This is a genomic window from Sphingomonas sp. R86520, assembly GCF_042466285.1.
Lineage (GTDB): Bacteria > Pseudomonadota > Alphaproteobacteria > Sphingomonadales > Sphingomonadaceae > Sphingomonas.
Genome location: NZ_JAXHBZ010000001.1, coordinates 4,210,394 through 4,226,007, shown reverse-complemented (window position 1 = coordinate 4,226,007; position 15,614 = coordinate 4,210,394). Strand labels below are relative to the sequence as shown.

15 protein-coding genes are annotated in these 15,614 nt (G+C 65.0%); 5 read left to right on the top strand and 10 right to left on the bottom strand.

From position 1 onward, the window contains the following. Nucleotides 1–104: 104 nt before the first annotated feature. The 3 genes from rutB to dnaE all read right to left on the bottom strand — a co-directional run bounded on the left by rutB (nucleotide 105) and on the right by dnaE (nucleotide 6,294). On the bottom strand, nucleotides 105–833 hold the full coding sequence (gene rutB / locus SJY41_RS19470; RefSeq protein ID WP_380783865.1) for a pyrimidine utilization protein B: 729 nt from the start codon (nucleotides 831–833) through the stop codon (nucleotides 105–107). Between the two features lie 327 nt (nucleotides 834–1,160). Next, nucleotides 1,161–2,750, bottom strand: coding sequence for a long-chain fatty acid--CoA ligase (locus tag SJY41_RS19465; RefSeq protein WP_380783864.1), 1,590 nt, complete (start codon nucleotides 2,748–2,750; stop codon nucleotides 1,161–1,163). A 19-nt stretch (nucleotides 2,751–2,769) separates the two neighbouring features. Then, the gene (dnaE, locus tag SJY41_RS19460) at nucleotides 2,770–6,294 is read right to left on the bottom strand and encodes a DNA polymerase III subunit alpha (RefSeq protein ID WP_380783863.1); all 3,525 of its coding nucleotides are present in this window, start codon (nucleotides 6,292–6,294) and stop codon (nucleotides 2,770–2,772) included. Between the two features lie 151 nt (nucleotides 6,295–6,445). On the opposite strand from dnaE, the gene SJY41_RS19455 reads away from it, so the two are divergent. Continuing rightward, the gene (locus SJY41_RS19455; RefSeq protein ID WP_380783862.1) at nucleotides 6,446–7,033 is read left to right on the top strand and encodes an HdeD family acid-resistance protein; all 588 of its coding nucleotides are present in this window, start codon (nucleotides 6,446–6,448) and stop codon (nucleotides 7,031–7,033) included. A gap of 229 nt (nucleotides 7,034–7,262) precedes the next feature. On the opposite strand, the gene SJY41_RS19450 is transcribed toward SJY41_RS19455, so the two are convergent. The 6 genes from SJY41_RS19450 to SJY41_RS19425 all read right to left on the bottom strand — a co-directional run bounded on the left by SJY41_RS19450 (nucleotide 7,263) and on the right by SJY41_RS19425 (nucleotide 12,262). Continuing rightward, complete coding sequence (locus SJY41_RS19450; RefSeq protein ID WP_380783861.1) at nucleotides 7,263–7,742, bottom strand: glutathione peroxidase; 480 nt, start codon at nucleotides 7,740–7,742, stop codon at nucleotides 7,263–7,265. 14 nt (nucleotides 7,743–7,756) lie between these two features. Beyond that, nucleotides 7,757–8,347 (bottom strand): GNAT family N-acetyltransferase, encoded by a 591-nt coding sequence (locus tag SJY41_RS19445; RefSeq protein ID WP_380783860.1) that lies wholly within the window; start codon nucleotides 8,345–8,347, stop codon nucleotides 7,757–7,759. Further along, on the bottom strand, nucleotides 8,344–9,057 hold the full coding sequence (locus SJY41_RS19440) for an ABC transporter ATP-binding protein (RefSeq protein ID WP_380783859.1): 714 nt from the start codon (nucleotides 9,055–9,057) through the stop codon (nucleotides 8,344–8,346). Before SJY41_RS19440 ends, SJY41_RS19445 begins: the two co-directional genes overlap by 4 nt. Further along, a complete protein-coding gene (locus SJY41_RS19435) occupies nucleotides 9,050–10,300 on the bottom strand; it encodes a lipoprotein-releasing ABC transporter permease subunit (RefSeq protein WP_380783858.1) in 1,251 nt (416 codons plus the stop codon). Before SJY41_RS19435 ends, SJY41_RS19440 begins: the two co-directional genes overlap by 8 nt. A gap of 606 nt (nucleotides 10,301–10,906) precedes the next feature. Further along, on the bottom strand, nucleotides 10,907–11,428 hold the full coding sequence (locus SJY41_RS19430; RefSeq protein WP_380783857.1) for a hypothetical protein: 522 nt from the start codon (nucleotides 11,426–11,428) through the stop codon (nucleotides 10,907–10,909). Nucleotides 11,429–11,680: 252 nt separating this feature from the next. Continuing rightward, entirely contained in the window at nucleotides 11,681–12,262 is a 582-nt protein-coding gene (locus tag SJY41_RS19425; RefSeq protein WP_380783856.1) for a GDSL-type esterase/lipase family protein, read from the bottom strand. A gap of 362 nt (nucleotides 12,263–12,624) precedes the next feature. On the opposite strand from SJY41_RS19425, the gene SJY41_RS19420 reads away from it, so the two are divergent. From SJY41_RS19420 to SJY41_RS19405, 4 genes are all read left to right on the top strand, one after another. Then, complete coding sequence (locus SJY41_RS19420) at nucleotides 12,625–12,876, top strand: hypothetical protein (protein WP_380783855.1); 252 nt, start codon at nucleotides 12,625–12,627, stop codon at nucleotides 12,874–12,876. 223 nt (nucleotides 12,877–13,099) lie between these two features. Next, nucleotides 13,100–13,657, top strand: coding sequence for an ion channel (locus SJY41_RS19415; RefSeq protein ID WP_380783854.1), 558 nt, complete (start codon nucleotides 13,100–13,102; stop codon nucleotides 13,655–13,657). Beyond that, entirely contained in the window at nucleotides 13,654–14,466 is an 813-nt protein-coding gene (locus tag SJY41_RS19410) for a shikimate 5-dehydrogenase (protein ID WP_380783853.1), read from the top strand. The genes SJY41_RS19415 and SJY41_RS19410 overlap by 4 nt, the downstream gene beginning before the upstream one ends. A gap of 91 nt (nucleotides 14,467–14,557) precedes the next feature. Then, nucleotides 14,558–14,713: a hypothetical protein gene (locus SJY41_RS19405; RefSeq protein WP_380783852.1), complete on the top strand. Its 156-nt coding sequence runs from the start codon at nucleotides 14,558–14,560 to the stop codon at nucleotides 14,711–14,713. Between the two features lie 16 nt (nucleotides 14,714–14,729). Here the strand turns inward: SJY41_RS19405 and SJY41_RS19400 are convergent, their stop codons facing one another. Further along, nucleotides 14,730–15,545: a hypothetical protein gene (locus SJY41_RS19400; RefSeq protein WP_380783851.1), complete on the bottom strand. Its 816-nt coding sequence runs from the start codon at nucleotides 15,543–15,545 to the stop codon at nucleotides 14,730–14,732. Nucleotides 15,546–15,614 lie beyond the last annotated feature (69 nt).

Genomic DNA, 15,614 nt, shown 5'->3' with positions numbered 1-15,614 from the left:
CGCTCTAGCCCGTTCCCCCCGCGAAGGCGGGGGTCCAGGGTCGCAGGCGTTGTCGTTCGTGATTCCTGGGCCCCCGCGTTCGCGAGGGAACAGAAGGGTGTTGGTCACTTCGGCAACTGCCCAAAGCTTCCGCAAAAATCGCCGACGGTGCTGACCCAGCCGAAGAACTTCTCGACGTTGTAGACGGTGGCGGCCTGCATCTCGGGTGGGCCGAGATGGTGCGTTGCGTCCTCCAGCATTACGCCGAAATATTCGAGGTGGAAGCCGTCGCGCAGCGTGCTCTCGACGCAGACGTTGGTGGCGATGCCGACGAAGACGATGTTGCGGATGCCGCGCGAGCGCAGGATGCTGTCGAGCTGTGAGTTGAAGAACGCGCTGTAGCGGGTCTTGTGGACACGGATGTCGCCGGGTTCCGGTTTGAGCGCGTCGACGATTTCGTAGTCCCAGCCGCCGCGGGCGAGGAACTGGCCTTGGAGCTCGGGGCGGGCGCGCATGGTCTTGAGCGCGTTGGACTTGTGCCAGTTGGGCGAGCCGGGGCCGCCAGCCTCGACATAGTCGGGGTCCCAGCCGTTCTGGAGGAAGACGACGGGCATGGCCGCGACGCGGGCGGTGTCGAGGACCTTGGCGATCTGCGCGATGGTGCCGGCTGAGCCTGCGATGTCGAAGCCGGCGGTGTCGACGTAGCCGCCGGGGGAGGCGTAGGCGTTCTGCATGTCGATCACGACGACCGCGGTTTCGGTTGGGTCGAGGCGGAGCGCTTCGGGCCGTGCGGGCAGCGTGACGGCGTTGGTTTCGTTCGCGCCGGTTCGGATGATCGGAGGGGCCGCTGTCATGGGGGACAAGCTCGCTGGATCGTGGGGATTGTGCAAGTGCGAAATGATGGGGTGAGCGGACGTATCGTCGGGCAGAGTAAGCGTGTTTCCCGGCGGAGGCGGGGACCCAGACTGGGCTCCCGCCTTCGCGGGAGAACAAGGAAGTATGAGCTGTCGGAGTGGCGTCTCGGACGGACGGACGTTCGGTCCGGTCGTCTGCCGCCCCTCGCGTCATCCCAGCGAAAGTCGGGATCTTCCTGTTGCGAAGGGTGGGGCTTGAACCGGGAGATCCCAGCTTTCGCTGGGATGACGGATTGGGGGACTGGTCGCCGCTAGTTCCGCTCGCGGCTAAGCCGCCAGCGCGAAGTCCTTGAAGCGTTCGCGGAGGGCGGTTTTCAGTAGCTTGCCCGTGGCGGTGTGCGGCAGGTCGTCGACGAACACGATCGCGTCGGGGAGCCACCATTTGGCGACGTGCTTCGACAGGTGGTCGAGGATCGCCTGTTCGGTTACCTCGCTGCCGGGCTTGCGGACGACCAGAAGCAGCGGGCGTTCGTCCCATTTGGGGTGGTGGATGCCGATCGCGGCCGCCTCAGCGACTCCAGGGCAGCCGACCGCGGCGTTCTCCAGGTCGACCGAGCTGATCCATTCGCCGCCGGACTTGATGACGTCCTTCGAGCGGTCGGTGATCTGCATCGTGCCGTCGGCGTGGAGCATCGCGACGTCGCCGGTGTCGAACCAGCCTTCACCGTCGACCGCGTCTTCGTCGGCGCCGAAATAGCGTTGGACTACCCAGGGGCCCCTCACCTGTAACCGGCCGGCGATCTGGCCATCGCGAGCCAAGACAGCGCCTTCGTCGTCGATGATGCGCAGTTCGATGCCGAAGGGGACGCTGCCCTGCTTGCCGACCAGATCGAGCTTTTCGTCGTGACTCATGTCGTCCCAGTGCGGCGGCGCGAAGCCGGCGGTGCCGATCGGGGAGGTCTCGGTCATGCCCCACAGGTGCTTGACGGTGACGCCGAGCCCCATGATCCGCTCGATCATCGCGCGGGGGGCTGCCGAGCCGCCGATCGTCACCTGCCTCAGGTGCCGCGGCGCATCGCCCGAGGCGTCCATGTGGCCGAACATCGCCAGCCAGACGGTCGGCACGCCGGCGGAATGCGTCACCTTCTCGTCGTTCATCAGGCGGCACAGCACGGCGGGATCGTTGACCGCGGAATACACGACCTTGGCCCCCGACAGCGCGCAGGCGAACGGCAGGCCCCAGGCGGCGGCGTGGAACATGGGCACGACCGGAAGCACTACGGCGTTTGGCGAGAGATCGAAAACCCAAGGGGCAACCTCGGCCATTGCGTGGATCATCGTCGAACGGTGGGTGTAGAGCACGCCTTTCGGATTGCCGGTGGTGCCGCTGGTGTAGCACAGCATGCAGGGGTCGCGCTCCGGTCCTTCGACCCAGTCGTAGGCATCATCTTCGGCGTCGAGCAGCGCTTGGAAGCCGTCGGGGCCGAGATCGTCGAAGCAGACATAGTGGCGGATGCTGGGCCATTGGCCGCGGAGGCGATCGACTATCGGTTGGAACGCCTTGTCGTAGAGCATCACGCGGTCTTCGGCGTGGTTGGCGATGTAGACGAGCTGCTCGTCGAACAGGCGCGGGTTGATCGTGTGGATCACGCCGCCCATGCCGATCGCGCCGTACCAGGCGACGAGGTGGTGCGCGTGGTTCATGGCCAGCGTCGCAACCCGGTCGCCGGGGGCTACGCCTAATTTCTCAAGCGCCTGCGCGAGCTTACGGGCGTCGCGGGATACGCCCGCCCAGTTGGTGCGGGTCTCGCGGCCGTCGGCCCAGTAGCTGACTAGCTCCCTAGCCCCGTGTTCGCGCGCCGCGTGGTCTATCAGGCGGGGAACACGAAGCTCGAAATCCTGCATTCCACCAAGCATTCTCGCTCTCCCAAGCTCGTTATCCGACCAGAGCGAGCCTCGTTTCCGAGGTCTTCATCTCCACCTTGGCGACACCGTGCAACGACTCGATGTGCTCGACAAGCTCTCCGTCGAGCAGGAAGTCGCGGCCGAGCAGGATGCAGACTTCGCCATCGGGCATTGGCGCGCGCACGCGAACCTCGCCGCGCGCGCCGCGATGATCGGCGAGCAGCGAGGCGAGGCCTGCGAACGCGGTCATGTCGGAGATCGTCACGACCACCTGGAAGCGTGCGAGGTTGGCGAGGCCCTCGAATGGCTGGATGCGCTTGATGCTGACGCGCGGCGTGTCCTCTCCGGGCTTGCGATCGAGCTCGACGGTGATGAGCCCGCAGCCGCCGGCCTTTGCCGCCTCTTCGAGGTCTCGCGAAACCTGTTCGTCGAAGCAGGTCGCCATGAACTGGCCGCTGGCGTCGGAGCATTGCGCCATCATGAAGCGCTTGCCGCGCGCGGAGGTGCGGTAGCGGGCGTCCTCGACCAGCACCGCCATCGTCGCGCCGGCGCGGCTGCCGTCGTCGGGGATGTTGAGTTCGGACAGCGCGGTGTAGGCGCGGGCGCCGTGGCTGACCGCGATGTGACGGTGGCGATCGACCGGGTGCGCGGAGAAATAGAAGCCGAACGCCTCCTTCTCCTGGTCCATGCGCTGGCTGAGCGTCCAGCGAACCGAGGGGGGGAGCTTGATCGCGTCGCCCGCGGGTTCGGCGTCACCGAACAAGCCGCCCTGCCCGCTGGTCTTCTGCTCGTGCGTGCGCGCGGCGATCGCGAGGATCGTCTCGGCGGTGGCGTGGATGCCGGCGCGGTTCTGGTCGAGGCCGTCGAAGGCACCGGCGGCGGCGAGCGTCTCGAGCTGGCGCTTGTTGAGGAGGCGCGGGTCGACTCGCTTGGCGAGATCGTCGAGGCCGGCGAACGGGCCGTTCTGGACGCGCTCGACGATCAGCTTTTCCATCGCGCCTTCGCCGACGCTCTTGAGAGCGCCTAGCGCATATCGCACCGCCAGATTGTTCCCCCGCGAAGGCGGGGGCCCAGACTGGGCACCCGCCTTCGCGGGTGAACAAGCTTCTGGTTCGGGCGCTAGTTCGACGTCAGGCAGAACCTCGACATCGAACTCGGCCTGGCTCGCGTTGATGCACGGCGGCAGCGACGTGATTCCCAGCCGGCGCATGTCGTCGGTGAAGATCGCGAGCTTGTCGGTCTGGTGCAGGTCGTAGCACATCGAGGCGGCGAAGAATTCGTGCGGGTGGTGCGCCTTCAGCCACGCAGTCTGGTACGCGAGCAGTGCATAGGCGGCGGCGTGGCTCTTGTTGAAGCCGTAGCCGGCGAACTTGTCGATCAAGTCGAACAGCGCGTTCGCCTCGGCCTTCTTGATGCCGTTGACGCTCAGGCAGCCCTCGACGAAGCCCGCGCGCTGCGCGTCCATCTCGGCCTTCACCTTCTTGCCCATCGCGCGGCGCAGCAGATCGGCGCCGCCGAGCGAGAAGCCGGCAAGAACCTGCGCGGCCTGCATGACCTGTTCCTGGTAGACGAAAATCCCGTAGGTCTCCGACAGGATCGGTTCGAGCAGCGCGTGCGGATAGTCGATCGCCTCGGTGCCGTTCTTGCGGCGGCCGAACGACGGGATGTTGTCCATCGGGCCCGGTCGATAGAGCGACACGAGCGCGATGATGTCGCCGAAATTGGACGGGCGGACGGCCGACAGCGTGCGACGCATGCCCTCCGACTCGAGCTGGAACACGCCGACCGTGTCGCCGCGCTGGAGCAGGGCGTACACGCCGGTGTCGTCCCATTCGAGCGCATCGAGATCGACGATTACGCCCCGCTTGGCGAGCATCTGCAACGCCTTTTGCAACACCGACAGCGTCTTCAGCCCGAGAAAATCGAACTTCACGAGGCCGGCGCCCTCGACATATTTCATGTCGAACTGCGTGACGGGCATGTCGGAGCGTGGGTCGCGATACAGCGGGACGAGCTGGGCGAGCGGGCGGTCGCCGATCACCACGCCGGCGGCATGCGTCGACGAGTGGCGCGGCAGGCCCTCCAGCTTCATCGCCAGATCGAGCAGCTTTCGCACGCTGTTGTCGTTGGCGTATTCCTTGGCCAGTTCGCCGACGCCGTTCAGCGCGCGCTCCAGCGTCCACGGATCGGTCGGGTGGTTCGGCACGAGCTTGGCGAGGCGATCGATCTGGCCGTAGCTCATCTGCAGCACGCGGCCGGTGTCCTTGAGCACCGCACGCGCCTTCAGTTTTCCGAAGGTGATGATCTGCGCGACCTGATCGCGGCCGTATTTTTCCTGGACGTAGCGGATCACCTCCACGCGCCGGGTTTCGCAGAAATCGATGTCGAAATCGGGCATCGACACGCGTTCCGGGTTCAGGAAACGCTCGAACAGCAGGCCCAGTTTGATCGGGTCCAGGTCGGTGATGGTCAACGACCAGGCGACGACCGAGCCTGCGCCCGAACCACGGCCCGGGCCGACCGGTATGTCGTGGTCCTTCGCCCATTTGATGAAGTCGGCGACGATCAGGAAATAGCCGGGAAAGCCCATCTGGACGATCACGTCGACCTCGAACGCGAGGCGCTTGCGGTAAACGTCGCGCCAGCCATCCTCGCCTTCGCCGTGCAGCGCGGTGATGCGGGCGAGGCGTGCTTCCAGGCCCGCTTCGGCGTCGTCGCGGAGCAGCTTAGCCTCGCCCTCGATATCGCCGGCGAGGCTGGGGAGGATCGGTTTGCGGTACGGCGCCATCACTGCGCAGCGTTGTGCGACGACGAGCGTGTTGGCGATCGCCTCGGGCAGGTCGGCGAACATCTCGTGCATCACCGGCGCGGGCTTCATCCAGGCTTCGGGGCAGCTGCGGATGCGGTCCTCGGTCTCGACATAGGTCGAGTGCGCGATGCAGAGCATGGCGTCGTGCGCGTCGCCGAACGCGCTCTCGGTGAAGCAGCACGGGTTGGTCGCGACGAGCGGCAGGTTGCGCTCATAGGCGATGTCGATGAGGTCGGTCTCGGTCGCCGTCTCGACCGCGTCATTGCGGCGGGAGAGTTCGATGTAGAGGCGATCGCCGAACAGCCCTTGGAGGCGGTCGAGATAGGCGCGCGCGCGGTCGGGCTGGCCTTCCGCGAACAGCCGGGCGAGACCGCCTTCGCCGCCTGCGGTCAAGGCGATCAGGCCGTCGGTGTGGCGTTCGAGCGCGGCGAAATCGACATGCGCGGGCATCTCGATCGGGCGGTCGAGATGCGCCATCGAGACGAGCGCGCAGAGGTTGTCGTAGCCGGTCATGGTCTGCGCATAGAGCGCGAGCCAGTCGAACTGCGAAGCGACGCCGTCGGGCATGTCGGGGCGCCCGACGCCGAGCATGACGCCGATGATCGGCTGGACGCCATCCTTCTTGGCGGCGTCCGAATAGGCCATCGCTGCGTAGAGCCCGTTGCGATCGGTCAGCGCGGCGGCGGGGAAGCCCAATGCGCGCGCCTGCTTGGCGATCGCCTTGGGATCGATGGCGCCGTCGAGCATGGTGTAGCAGGAGAAAACGCGGAGGGGGACGTAACCGGAATGCATCGACAGGAGGTAGGCGCTGTGGCGTGATTCGACCAGACGGGATGAGTCCGATCGGAACCGCGGACACGACGAGCCGTTGCGGCGGGGACTTCTGGGAGCATTGTTCATGACCGATCCACGCGGGCACTTTGCCGATACCGAAACCACGGCTGCAGGGACGCCGCGTGCTGGCGCTGGTTGGGGGTGGATCCTGGCTTACGGCGTGCTGTCGGTGGTGCTCGGGATCATGGCGTTCGCGTCACCGTTTTCCGCGACCTATGCCGCGACCCTGGTGATCGGGGTGTTTCTGATTGCCGCCGGGATCGTGTCGATCGTGTCGGGGCTTGCCGGCAAGGGGCATGAGGGGCGCGGTTATGCGATCGGGTTTGGACTGGTGTCGCTGGTGATCGGGTTGATCATGGCGTTCGAGCCGGTGACGGGAGCGATATCGCTGACGTTGCTGATTGCGGTTTGGCTTGGTGTGCGTGGGGCGTTGGAGATTGGGCTCGGGTCGCGGTTTCGGCGAGGCAAGGGGCTGATGATTGCGCTGGGGGTGGTGAATATATTGCTGGCGGTGATCGTGCTGGCGACGCTGCCTTGGTCGGCGTTGACGCTGCCGGGGTATGTTTTGGGGATCAGCTTCCTGTTTGGTGGGGTGGCTTCGGTGGCGTCGGCGCTGGCGAATAAAAAGGGGGCGCCGGCGTTTTCGGTTTGAGATTGTTCTCCCGCGAAGGCGGGAGTCCAGTCTGGGCCCCCGCCTTCGCGGGGGAACAAGGTATGTCGGGATGCGCCAGCTTATCCCCTCAAGCACCACCCCGGCGAAGGCCGGGGCCCAATTGGAGAGGTTGCAGTAACGAAGCACAGCGGTCTTTACCGCCGTTCCCCAATTGGGCCCCGGCCTTCGCCGGGGTGGCGGTGAAAGTGTGCTGCAGTAGGTTGAAGCGCTAGAGCAGTTTCTCGATATCCTTGCGGATGTCCTCGGGCTTGGTGGTCGGGGCGTAGCGATCGAGCACCGTACCGTCGCGACCGACCAGGAATTTGGTGAAGTTCCACTTGATCGCCTTCGACCCCAGTACGCCCGGCGCATCGGACTTCAACTGCTCGAACAATGGGTCCGCCCCTGCCCCGTTGACGTCGATCTTCGCGAAGACCGGGAACGTCACGTCATACGTCAGCGTGCAGAAGTTCGCGATCTCCGCCGCATCGCCCGGCTCCTGCCCGCCGAACTGGTTGCAGGGGAACGCCAGCACTTCGAACCCGCGCTCGGCATAGTCGCGGTGGAGTGCTTCGAGTCCCTCGTACTGCGGGGTGAAACCGCATTTCGAGGCGGTGTTGACGATCAGCAGCACCTTGCCGCGATAGGGTTCCAGTGACGCAGCGGAGCCGTCAGCGGTCTTTACGGTGAAGTCGGTGATCGCGGTCATGGGCGGTCCTCCAGTCAGGCGGGGTGTCGGGCCAGCAGATACGCCAGGTTCTGACGCACGCCCGGCCATTCGTGCCGGAGGATGCTGTAGACCACCGTGTCGCGCAAGCGGCCGTCGGCCATCACCTGATGCCCGCGGAGCACGCCGTCGCGCTTGGCGCCCAAGCGTTCGATCGCGCGCTGGGAGTTCTTGTTGAGCGAGTCCGTGCGGATCTGGACGCATTCGCAGTCGAGGACGTCGAACGCGTGGGTCAGCAACATCAGCTTGGCTTCGGTGTTGACGCCGGTGCGCTGTACGAATTTGGCGTAGAAGGTGCCGCCGATTTCGAGTCGCTTGTTCGGCTCGTTCATCCGCATGAAGCGCGTGGTGCCGACGACGGTCCCGCTGGCCACCACCGCGAACAGTCGCGCACGGCCGAAGTCCTGCTCGCGCAACGCCGCGGCGAGCCAGCGATCCGGCGCCTTCATCATCGCGACGTTAGCGTAGAACGTGTCCCAAAGGTTGTCCGCCGCCGCCGCCGCGACCAGCGCGTCCATGTCGTCGGCAACCAGCGGGCGGAGCGTGACGTGACGCCCGGTCAGCGTCGGCGTCTCGCCCCAGGTCACGCCAGCCGCCCCTCGTGCAGTCGCAGTACGCGGTCCATGCGGGCCGCGAGCCGCTCGTTGTGCGTGGCTACCACCGCCGCGGTGCCCTGTTCGCGGACCAGGCGGATGAACTCGGCGAAGACGATGTCGGCGGTGTGTTCGTCGAGGTTACCCGTCGGTTCGTCTGCGAGCACCAGGGCTGGCTTGTTGGCGAGCGCACGGGCGACCGCGACGCGCTGTTGCTCGCCGCCGGAGAGCTGGCTTGGGCGGTGCGTCAGGCGGTGGCCGAGGCCGAGTTGGGTCAGCAATTCCGCTGCGCGCCGGTCCGCCTCGATCCGCGTCGCGCCGTGGACGAGTTGCGGGAGGACGACGTTCTCGGTCGCGTTGAAGTCCGGCAGGAGGTGGTGGAACTGGTAGACGAAGCCGAGGCTGTCGCGGCGCACCACGGTCCGCTCAGGCGCGTTGAGCTTGGCCGCCTCCGTGCCGGCGATCCTGATCGATCCCTGGAAGCCGCCCTCAAGCAGGCCCACGGCTTGCAAGAGCGTGGACTTGCCCGAGCCCGACGGCCCGAGCAGCGCGACGATCTCGCCCGGTGCGATCGCGAGGTCGACGCCGCGCAGCACGTCGATCGTCGCGCCGCCCTGCGTGAAGCTCTTGGTCAGTCCGCTCGTCTGCAGGACGTAATCGTCGAACTTCTCGATCTGGCGATCGATCCTGAGGCCTTCATTCATAACGCAGCACCTGCACGGGGTCGGTACTCGCCGCTTTCCAGGCCGGATAAAGCGTTGCGAGGAAGCTGAAGATGAGCGCCATCAGCGCGATCACGATGATCTCGACGGGGTCGGTCTTCGACGGGAGTTCGGTCAGGTAACGGATCGACGGATCCCACAGGTTTTGGCCGGTGACGAGCTGGACGAAGTTCACCACGCCCTGTCGGTAGAACAGGAAGATGAAGCCGAGCACGAGGCCCGCAACCGTGCCGAGCGCACCGATGGTGGTGCCGACAACGATGAAGATCCGCATCATCGAGCCGCGCGTCGCGCCCATCGTCCGCAGGATCGCAATGTCGCGGGTCTTGGCGCGGACCAGCATGATCAGCGACGACAGGATGTTGAACACCGCGACCAGGATGATGATCGACAGCACGGTGAACATCGCGACGCGCTCGACCGCGAGCGCCTCGAACAATTGCGCGTTCATCGTCCGCCAATCGGCGATCACCGCGTTGCCGCCGATCTTATCCGCGAGTGGCTTGAGGATCTCGCCAACCTTGTCCGCATCGCTTGTCTTGATCTCGACCATGCCGGCCGCGTCGCCCATCAGGAGGAGCGTCTGCGCGTCCTCGATCGGCATGATGATGTACGCCTTGTCATAGTCGTAGACGCCGATCTCGAAGATCGCGCCGACCGTGTAGCTGACGATCCGCGGGACCGTGCCGAACGGCGTCGTCTGGCCTTGCGGGCTGAACAGCGAAATCTCCGAACCGACCTGCGCGCCAAGCGATTCGGCGAGCCGCGAACCGATCGCGATCCGGCCGCTGCCTTGCGTGATCGACTGGAGCGAGCCCATCAACACCTTGTCGTGGATGGTCGAATTGCGACGGATGTCGTCGACGCGCATGCCGCGCACCAGCACCGCCTCCGCGCGACCGTTATAGGTGGCGGCGAGCGGCTGTTCGATCAGCGGCACGGCCGACGTCACGCCCGGGGTCGCGCGCGCCTGCGCGACGATCTCGCGCCAGTCGGGCATCCGGCCGCCGACCGGCTGGACCACCGCATGGCCGTTCAATCCGACGATCTTGTCGAACAGCTCGGCGCGGAAGCCGTTCATCACGCTCATCACGATCACCAGCGCAGCGACGCCGAGCATCACCGCCACCAGGCTGATCGAGGCAACGAGGAAGATGAACGCCTCACCCTTGCCCGGCAGCAGATAGCGACGGGCTATCATCCGTTCGTAGCGGGACAGGATCATGGGCAGCCGGGTTCGATCTGTAAAAAAGCAGTCCGGCGGCTCTAGGACGCGGCCCCGCGCGAGGCAACCGCCCGAGCGGCGCGCTGCCCACGATCCGCCCGCAGGTCGCGATCTTCAAGTGTATGAATTGGTCTGTTGCGAAAGCGCCACAGGCATTACCCAATCGTCAAACCGACCTCGCAAACACCGTGACAAAGCCCGAGGACATAACTAGCAAAAACATCGCTGAGACACAGGCAACGGCCGTGGTTCGGGGACTGCTTTTCCGCTCCGTCACAAGACGAAGAGCGAGAGCAAAAAATGGGGGCTGACGAGCGATCGTCACGCAGGCGCCCGGATCGGCAACGGTCCGGGCGTTTGCTTGTCCGGCACAGTTGAGCCGGCTTTCAATACTTCAAACGCAGTGCATTGCCGCAAGAGGCCAAGCAACGCCCGAAATTGCAAGATTTCGTCGGTGCGCGAGCGTCCATTGCTCCAGTATCGGAAAATTACGACGTGCCCGACGTCGTCGCCGCCTACCCACCGCTGTTGGGCGGCAGACTCGATCGCAACAATGGGCGCCCCATCGCTGGGACGCCCATCGCAGGATCTAGCGGCCGAGGCGGGCTAGATAGCCGTCGTGCGCGATCGTGACGCGCTGTGACCGCCCGAACGGTAGAGCACGTCGGACGCGGCTTGCGCGCTGACCGGCGAATTGCTCGTGTCGACCGACACGAACACGCCACCCTCGTTGACCCGTCCTTCGTAATAGCGAGCATCGTCCTCGCTGACGCCGTGATCGGTCATGACCTTCTCGAGTCCGCCCACGGCTCCGCCGAGCGCCGCGCCGGTCAGCGCAGCACCGGGAATGGCCGCCGACGCGATCGCACCAGCGGCAACGAGCGGACCGACCCCGGGTATCGCAAGCGCGGCGATGCCGAGCAGCGTGCCGATGCCGGCGCCCGCAGCGACCTTCCCGACGAATTCCTGCGTATCGTTGCCACTGCCGTCGGTCGTCGTGTTCTTGCCGTCGTGCTGGGCCACGACCGAGATCGCGTCATCGCGAATACCGGCGCTGCGAAGTTCGGATAGGGCGCGCTCTGCTTCGGCGTGGGTGTCGAAGATGGCGGATACGGGGTTCGCGTTCATCACTGCTCCTGTCGATTATTGGTCGGCTTGACGACGTAGAAGCCCCTGAACTTTCCGATCGTTCCCCGAATTTCGATCCTAACGACGCAGTAACCATCAATATCGTGCTAGATCAGCCCCCTCGCCCGACGAGAGGAGTGCGCCATCGTCAAGCTCCGCCGCAACGGGCGGCAGGCGAAGTCTGCGAGAAATGTCTTCCCGGCCGCGACGCTGTTCGCCGAGACGTCGCGGTCGCCGCAAACGAAACTGGATTCAGGCTTGGTGGCGAACCGAGTCGATCATCCGCGCGACCGTCGGCGCCATCGCCGCGACCACCGCCGCAATCGCCTTTGCGTTGGGATGCACCCGATCCGCCAGCACCATGTCGGCACGCCCCAGCACGCCGGTCGGAAAGAACGGGCAGATGACCGCCCCGTGCTCGACGGCAAGGCGCGCGTGAATGTCCAGATACGGCTTGGCGCGATCGCGGATGAACGCCGGGGCTTCGACCGTCGTCAGGAGGATCGGAATGCCACAACCGATCAGGTCCAAGATGACCTGCTCGAGTTGGGCCCGCGTGCGCGCCGCTGGCGTCTGCCGCAGGACATCGTTGGGGCCAACCTGAACGATCGCGAGCGCGGGCCGGCGTTCGAGGCTCGACAGCAACCGCGGCAGCCGACGCAGGACGTCGCCCGTCGTGTCACCCGACACCCCGCCGTTCAGGACGCGCGCGCCCGGGAACCGCTGCTGCAACGCCGCAGCGAGCTGGTTCGGAAAGCTATCGGCGGCGGGCAAGCCGTAGCCGGCGATCAGGCTATCGCCGATCGCCAGGATCAAGGGAGCTTCGTACGTCATCGGTCGAGCGGACATAGGGGAGCTCAAGCGGAATATAAGATCGGGCGTTTCGAACCTGCGCGGTGGTTGCGCCTGGCAAGCGGCGCATCGCGATCGGAACGAGCAGCCTATCCGAAAAACATGCTGTGAAAAACGGATAGGCCGCCCGCCTCGACAGCCCGGTGAACGGGCCTCGCAGCGGTCAACGGGGGGGCTGAAAATCCGACTGCGAACGACAAGATACGGACCTACCAGCCACTTGGATGATTTTTCTTAAAAGAAATCACAAGATTACGACGCGAAGACTATAATCTGACGAAAAACGTTAACGCTTCGCTCGACATTCCTATAGCTTTAGATCTCCTCAAGGAATGGAGAACTACATGCGTCATCTCATGTTGTTGGCCTCGGTATTCGCCGTCGCCGCCACGCCTGTCATTGCCAGCGCAGCGCCCGTATCTTCCAAAGCCTTTGGACATAGTACGGCCGGCAAGTCCGTTCGTGCCGGTTCCAAATCTTCAGCCAGAAACGGTTTAGCCGATGCAGGCTTTATCATTGTCATCGCTGCGGCGCTCGCCGTCGGTGGTGGCATCTATCTCGCGATCGACGGCGACGATAACGCAAACAGCAACTAAAACGTCGGGCCGGATCAATTCCGGCCCGCAACCTCGTCGCAAAACGGCGTAGACGAACTGCTGGAAATCAGCCGACGGTCTATAATAGCCGACTGTAACAGCCTGTTATCTTGAGACTATTATCGGATCGTACGAAAATTTGCGAATGCAGGTGACCCGCTCCGGCCTGGTCGGGTAATGGACACGGACGGGCAACGCTTTAGCGCCCGGCGTGGGGGCGGCTATGAAGAAACTCGGATCGCTTATGGGCCGGTCGTTCCTGCTCGTCGCGGTGATTTATTTCGCCACCGTGACTGCAGCCGCAATCGTGTTCGAATTCGCCGAGGGCAAGTATGACGCGGTCGACTCGTTCTGGTGGGCATTCACGACCGCGACCACGACCGGCTATGGCGACATCTACCCGGTGACGAAGACCGGCCGTGCCGTAGCGCTTTTCCTGATGCACTTCGGACCCGGTTTCGCCTTTCCGCTGATGACCGCCATCATGTCGGCGAAGCTGATCGTGGACAGCGACGCGTTCACGCACGGCGAGCAGGAACAGTTGAAGGCAGACGTTGCGGCGATCCGCAATGCGGTGGCCCTGGCAGATCCAGGCATCCTCGCTGCCGCCGGTCGCCTGGAAGCCGACATGCGCCGTTACCTCCACGATGCCGAGCCCGACCGACGGATCCAATGCCTCGATGCGTACCGCGCACGTATCGCAGGCGTCGCTGGGTCGGGGATCGACGAATCCCCGAACTATGGTACCCAGCCACAAAATGATGACAGGGATGCACCATGAAACCCCCGATCGGGCGTGATACGCGCCTGTGCATGTCGCTCTCGGCAAGGCCGGGCAATTTTGGTTCGCGATTTCACAATCGCCTCTACGAACTGACGGGGCTCGACTATGTCTACAAGTCGTTCTCGACGACGGACCTGCCGGCCGCGGTGCAAGGCATCCGGGCACTCGACATACGCGGCTGCGCGATCTCGATGCCGTTCAAGGAAGCCGTGATTACACTTCTCGACGGCCTGTCTCAGTCGGCAAAGGCGATCGATAGCGTCAACACGATCGTCAACGATGCCGGTGTCTTGACGGGCCACAACACCGATTACGGTGCGGTCGTGGCGCTGGTCGCCGACATCGATCGATCGATGCCGTTCATGCTGCGCGGCGCGGGTGGCATGGCAAAGGCAGTGGCCGCCGCACTCAGCGATACCGGTTTTCGCAACGGGACGATCGTCGCCCGCGGGGAAGAGGCCGGACGCGTGCTGGGCAATCTCTACGGCTATGACTGGAGCGCCGAGCCGAGGACCGGGGCCGCGCTGCTCATCAACGCCACGCCGCTTGGCATGACCGGCAAAGACGCACTCGTGCAAGCTTTCCCGGGCCCGATGATCGCCGCATCGCAGATTGCGTTCGACGTCGTCCAATATCCTGCCGAGACGTTATTTCTTCGCGCCGCCGCGGCCGCTGGCAAGCGCTGTATAACCGGGGCGCAGGTCGCCACCCTGCAGGCGTTGCAGCAATTCATACTCTACACCGGGGTAGAGCCGACCGAGGCCGATGTGCGCGATGCCGAGCTCTGGGCTCGCGCAAATTCCTGAAGAAACGCACAAACAGGGTTTCGACCGCGACCGGTCGTTAACCGAATAGCCACTGGTCGCGATCACGTTACGCCGGTCAAAGGATACTGGAATGCCCCAGCGCGCCCTGCAACCAGATCAGCGACTTCGCGAGCATCTCGAGGATGCGCTGGCGGAAGCGGAGGCACTTGGCTGGACCGCGGTGGCGGCGCTGGTCGCCGAAGCCCTCGACGCGATGGACTCGTCATTTACGACGCGAGGGCGGTAGCGGACCGCCGGAGCGATCAGTCGCTGATCGTCCAGCCCTGCTTGGGTTCCCGTCCGCGCACTGGCTTTGCCGCCTGCAAAGCCCGATCGAACCGCTCGGCCGCAAGCTCGGCCGTAGACGGCGGGGCGATCGACACAGGATTGTAGACCGATTGCCCGACATAGGAGGCTGACGGTGGCGGCGGCGAGGGCAAGCGTTGCAAAGGCTGGATCGGCGCCGCGGCAATCGCCACCGGCGCTATCGCCTGGTCCCGGCGAGACTTACCCCGGTTTTCGATCACGGTCGTCATGTCGCTGCGCGCGACCCCGCCCGGCACCAACGTCGCAACGGCACCCGTGCCATAGCCCGACAGGAACACTTCACGGCCGAGTTCATCGAGGTGGTTGAGGACGGGCACGCCCGGTTGTGCGCCATCGGCCCCGCCGAGGATCCGCATGATTTCCATCACGTCGGCCGTGTAGCAGGTCGCGACGGCCTTCGATCGGCAGCCCGTCGGCGGCACCGCCTCGTGGCTCGGGCGTGCAAAAACGGTGGCGCGGTCGAGTCCCGGCGACTTCGCCCCCCTGCCGCCCAGGAGAAAGACGTAGCGGTAGCCCAGTTCGTGCGCACGCTCGGCGGCCCGGTAAAGCGCCAGGTCGATGGCGTCGCCGCGGCCGTGGATCGCCGCGTCGATCCGCCAGGACCCGTCTTTCTCGGTACGATCTTCGTACCCGGTCTTGACGCCGATGCCATGCCAGCGCTTCATCGGACCATAATAGGGGGCATCGCTGTCGCCCGCCCAAGCGGGCTGCGCAGTCGCCATCATCGCAAGGCAAAGCCAGAAGCGCGTCATCGCCGTTCCTTCGGTAAGGATGCTCGCGATACGCGACGATTGTTAAAGTCCGGTTTCCACCTCGCGTCG

What these genes read in the sequence shown, in the direction of transcription:
- dnaE (WP_380783863.1), bottom strand. Translation starts at nt 6,294, where the DNA reads ATGCTCGACGGCGCCATCGATCCCAAGGCGATCGCCAAGCAGGCGCGC.
- SJY41_RS19435 (WP_380783858.1), bottom strand. Translation starts at nt 10,300, where the DNA reads ATGATCCTGTCCCGCTACGAACGGATGATAGCCCGTCGCTATCTGCTG.
- SJY41_RS19425 (WP_380783856.1), bottom strand. Translation starts at nt 12,262, where the DNA reads ATGACGTACGAAGCTCCCTTGATCCTGGCGATCGGCGATAGCCTGATC.
- SJY41_RS19405 (WP_380783852.1), top strand. Translation starts at nt 14,558, where the DNA reads ATGCCCCAGCGCGCCCTGCAACCAGATCAGCGACTTCGCGAGCATCTC.
- SJY41_RS19430 (WP_380783857.1), bottom strand. Translation starts at nt 11,428, where the DNA reads ATGAACGCGAACCCCGTATCCGCCATCTTCGACACCCACGCCGAAGCA.
- SJY41_RS19440 (WP_380783859.1), bottom strand. Translation starts at nt 9,057, where the DNA reads ATGAATGAAGGCCTCAGGATCGATCGCCAGATCGAGAAGTTCGACGAT.
- SJY41_RS19400 (WP_380783851.1), bottom strand. Translation starts at nt 15,545, where the DNA reads ATGACGCGCTTCTGGCTTTGCCTTGCGATGATGGCGACTGCGCAGCCC.
- SJY41_RS19465 (WP_380783864.1), bottom strand. Translation starts at nt 2,750, where the DNA reads ATGCTTGGTGGAATGCAGGATTTCGAGCTTCGTGTTCCCCGCCTGATA.
- SJY41_RS19455 (WP_380783862.1), top strand. Translation starts at nt 6,446, where the DNA reads ATGACCGATCCACGCGGGCACTTTGCCGATACCGAAACCACGGCTGCA.
- SJY41_RS19410 (WP_380783853.1), top strand. Translation starts at nt 13,654, where the DNA reads ATGAAACCCCCGATCGGGCGTGATACGCGCCTGTGCATGTCGCTCTCG.
- rutB (WP_380783865.1), bottom strand. Translation starts at nt 833, where the DNA reads ATGACAGCGGCCCCTCCGATCATCCGAACCGGCGCGAACGAAACCAAC.
- SJY41_RS19450 (WP_380783861.1), bottom strand. Translation starts at nt 7,742, where the DNA reads ATGACCGCGATCACCGACTTCACCGTAAAGACCGCTGACGGCTCCGCT.
- SJY41_RS19415 (WP_380783854.1), top strand. Translation starts at nt 13,100, where the DNA reads ATGAAGAAACTCGGATCGCTTATGGGCCGGTCGTTCCTGCTCGTCGCG.
- SJY41_RS19420 (WP_380783855.1), top strand. Translation starts at nt 12,625, where the DNA reads ATGCGTCATCTCATGTTGTTGGCCTCGGTATTCGCCGTCGCCGCCACG.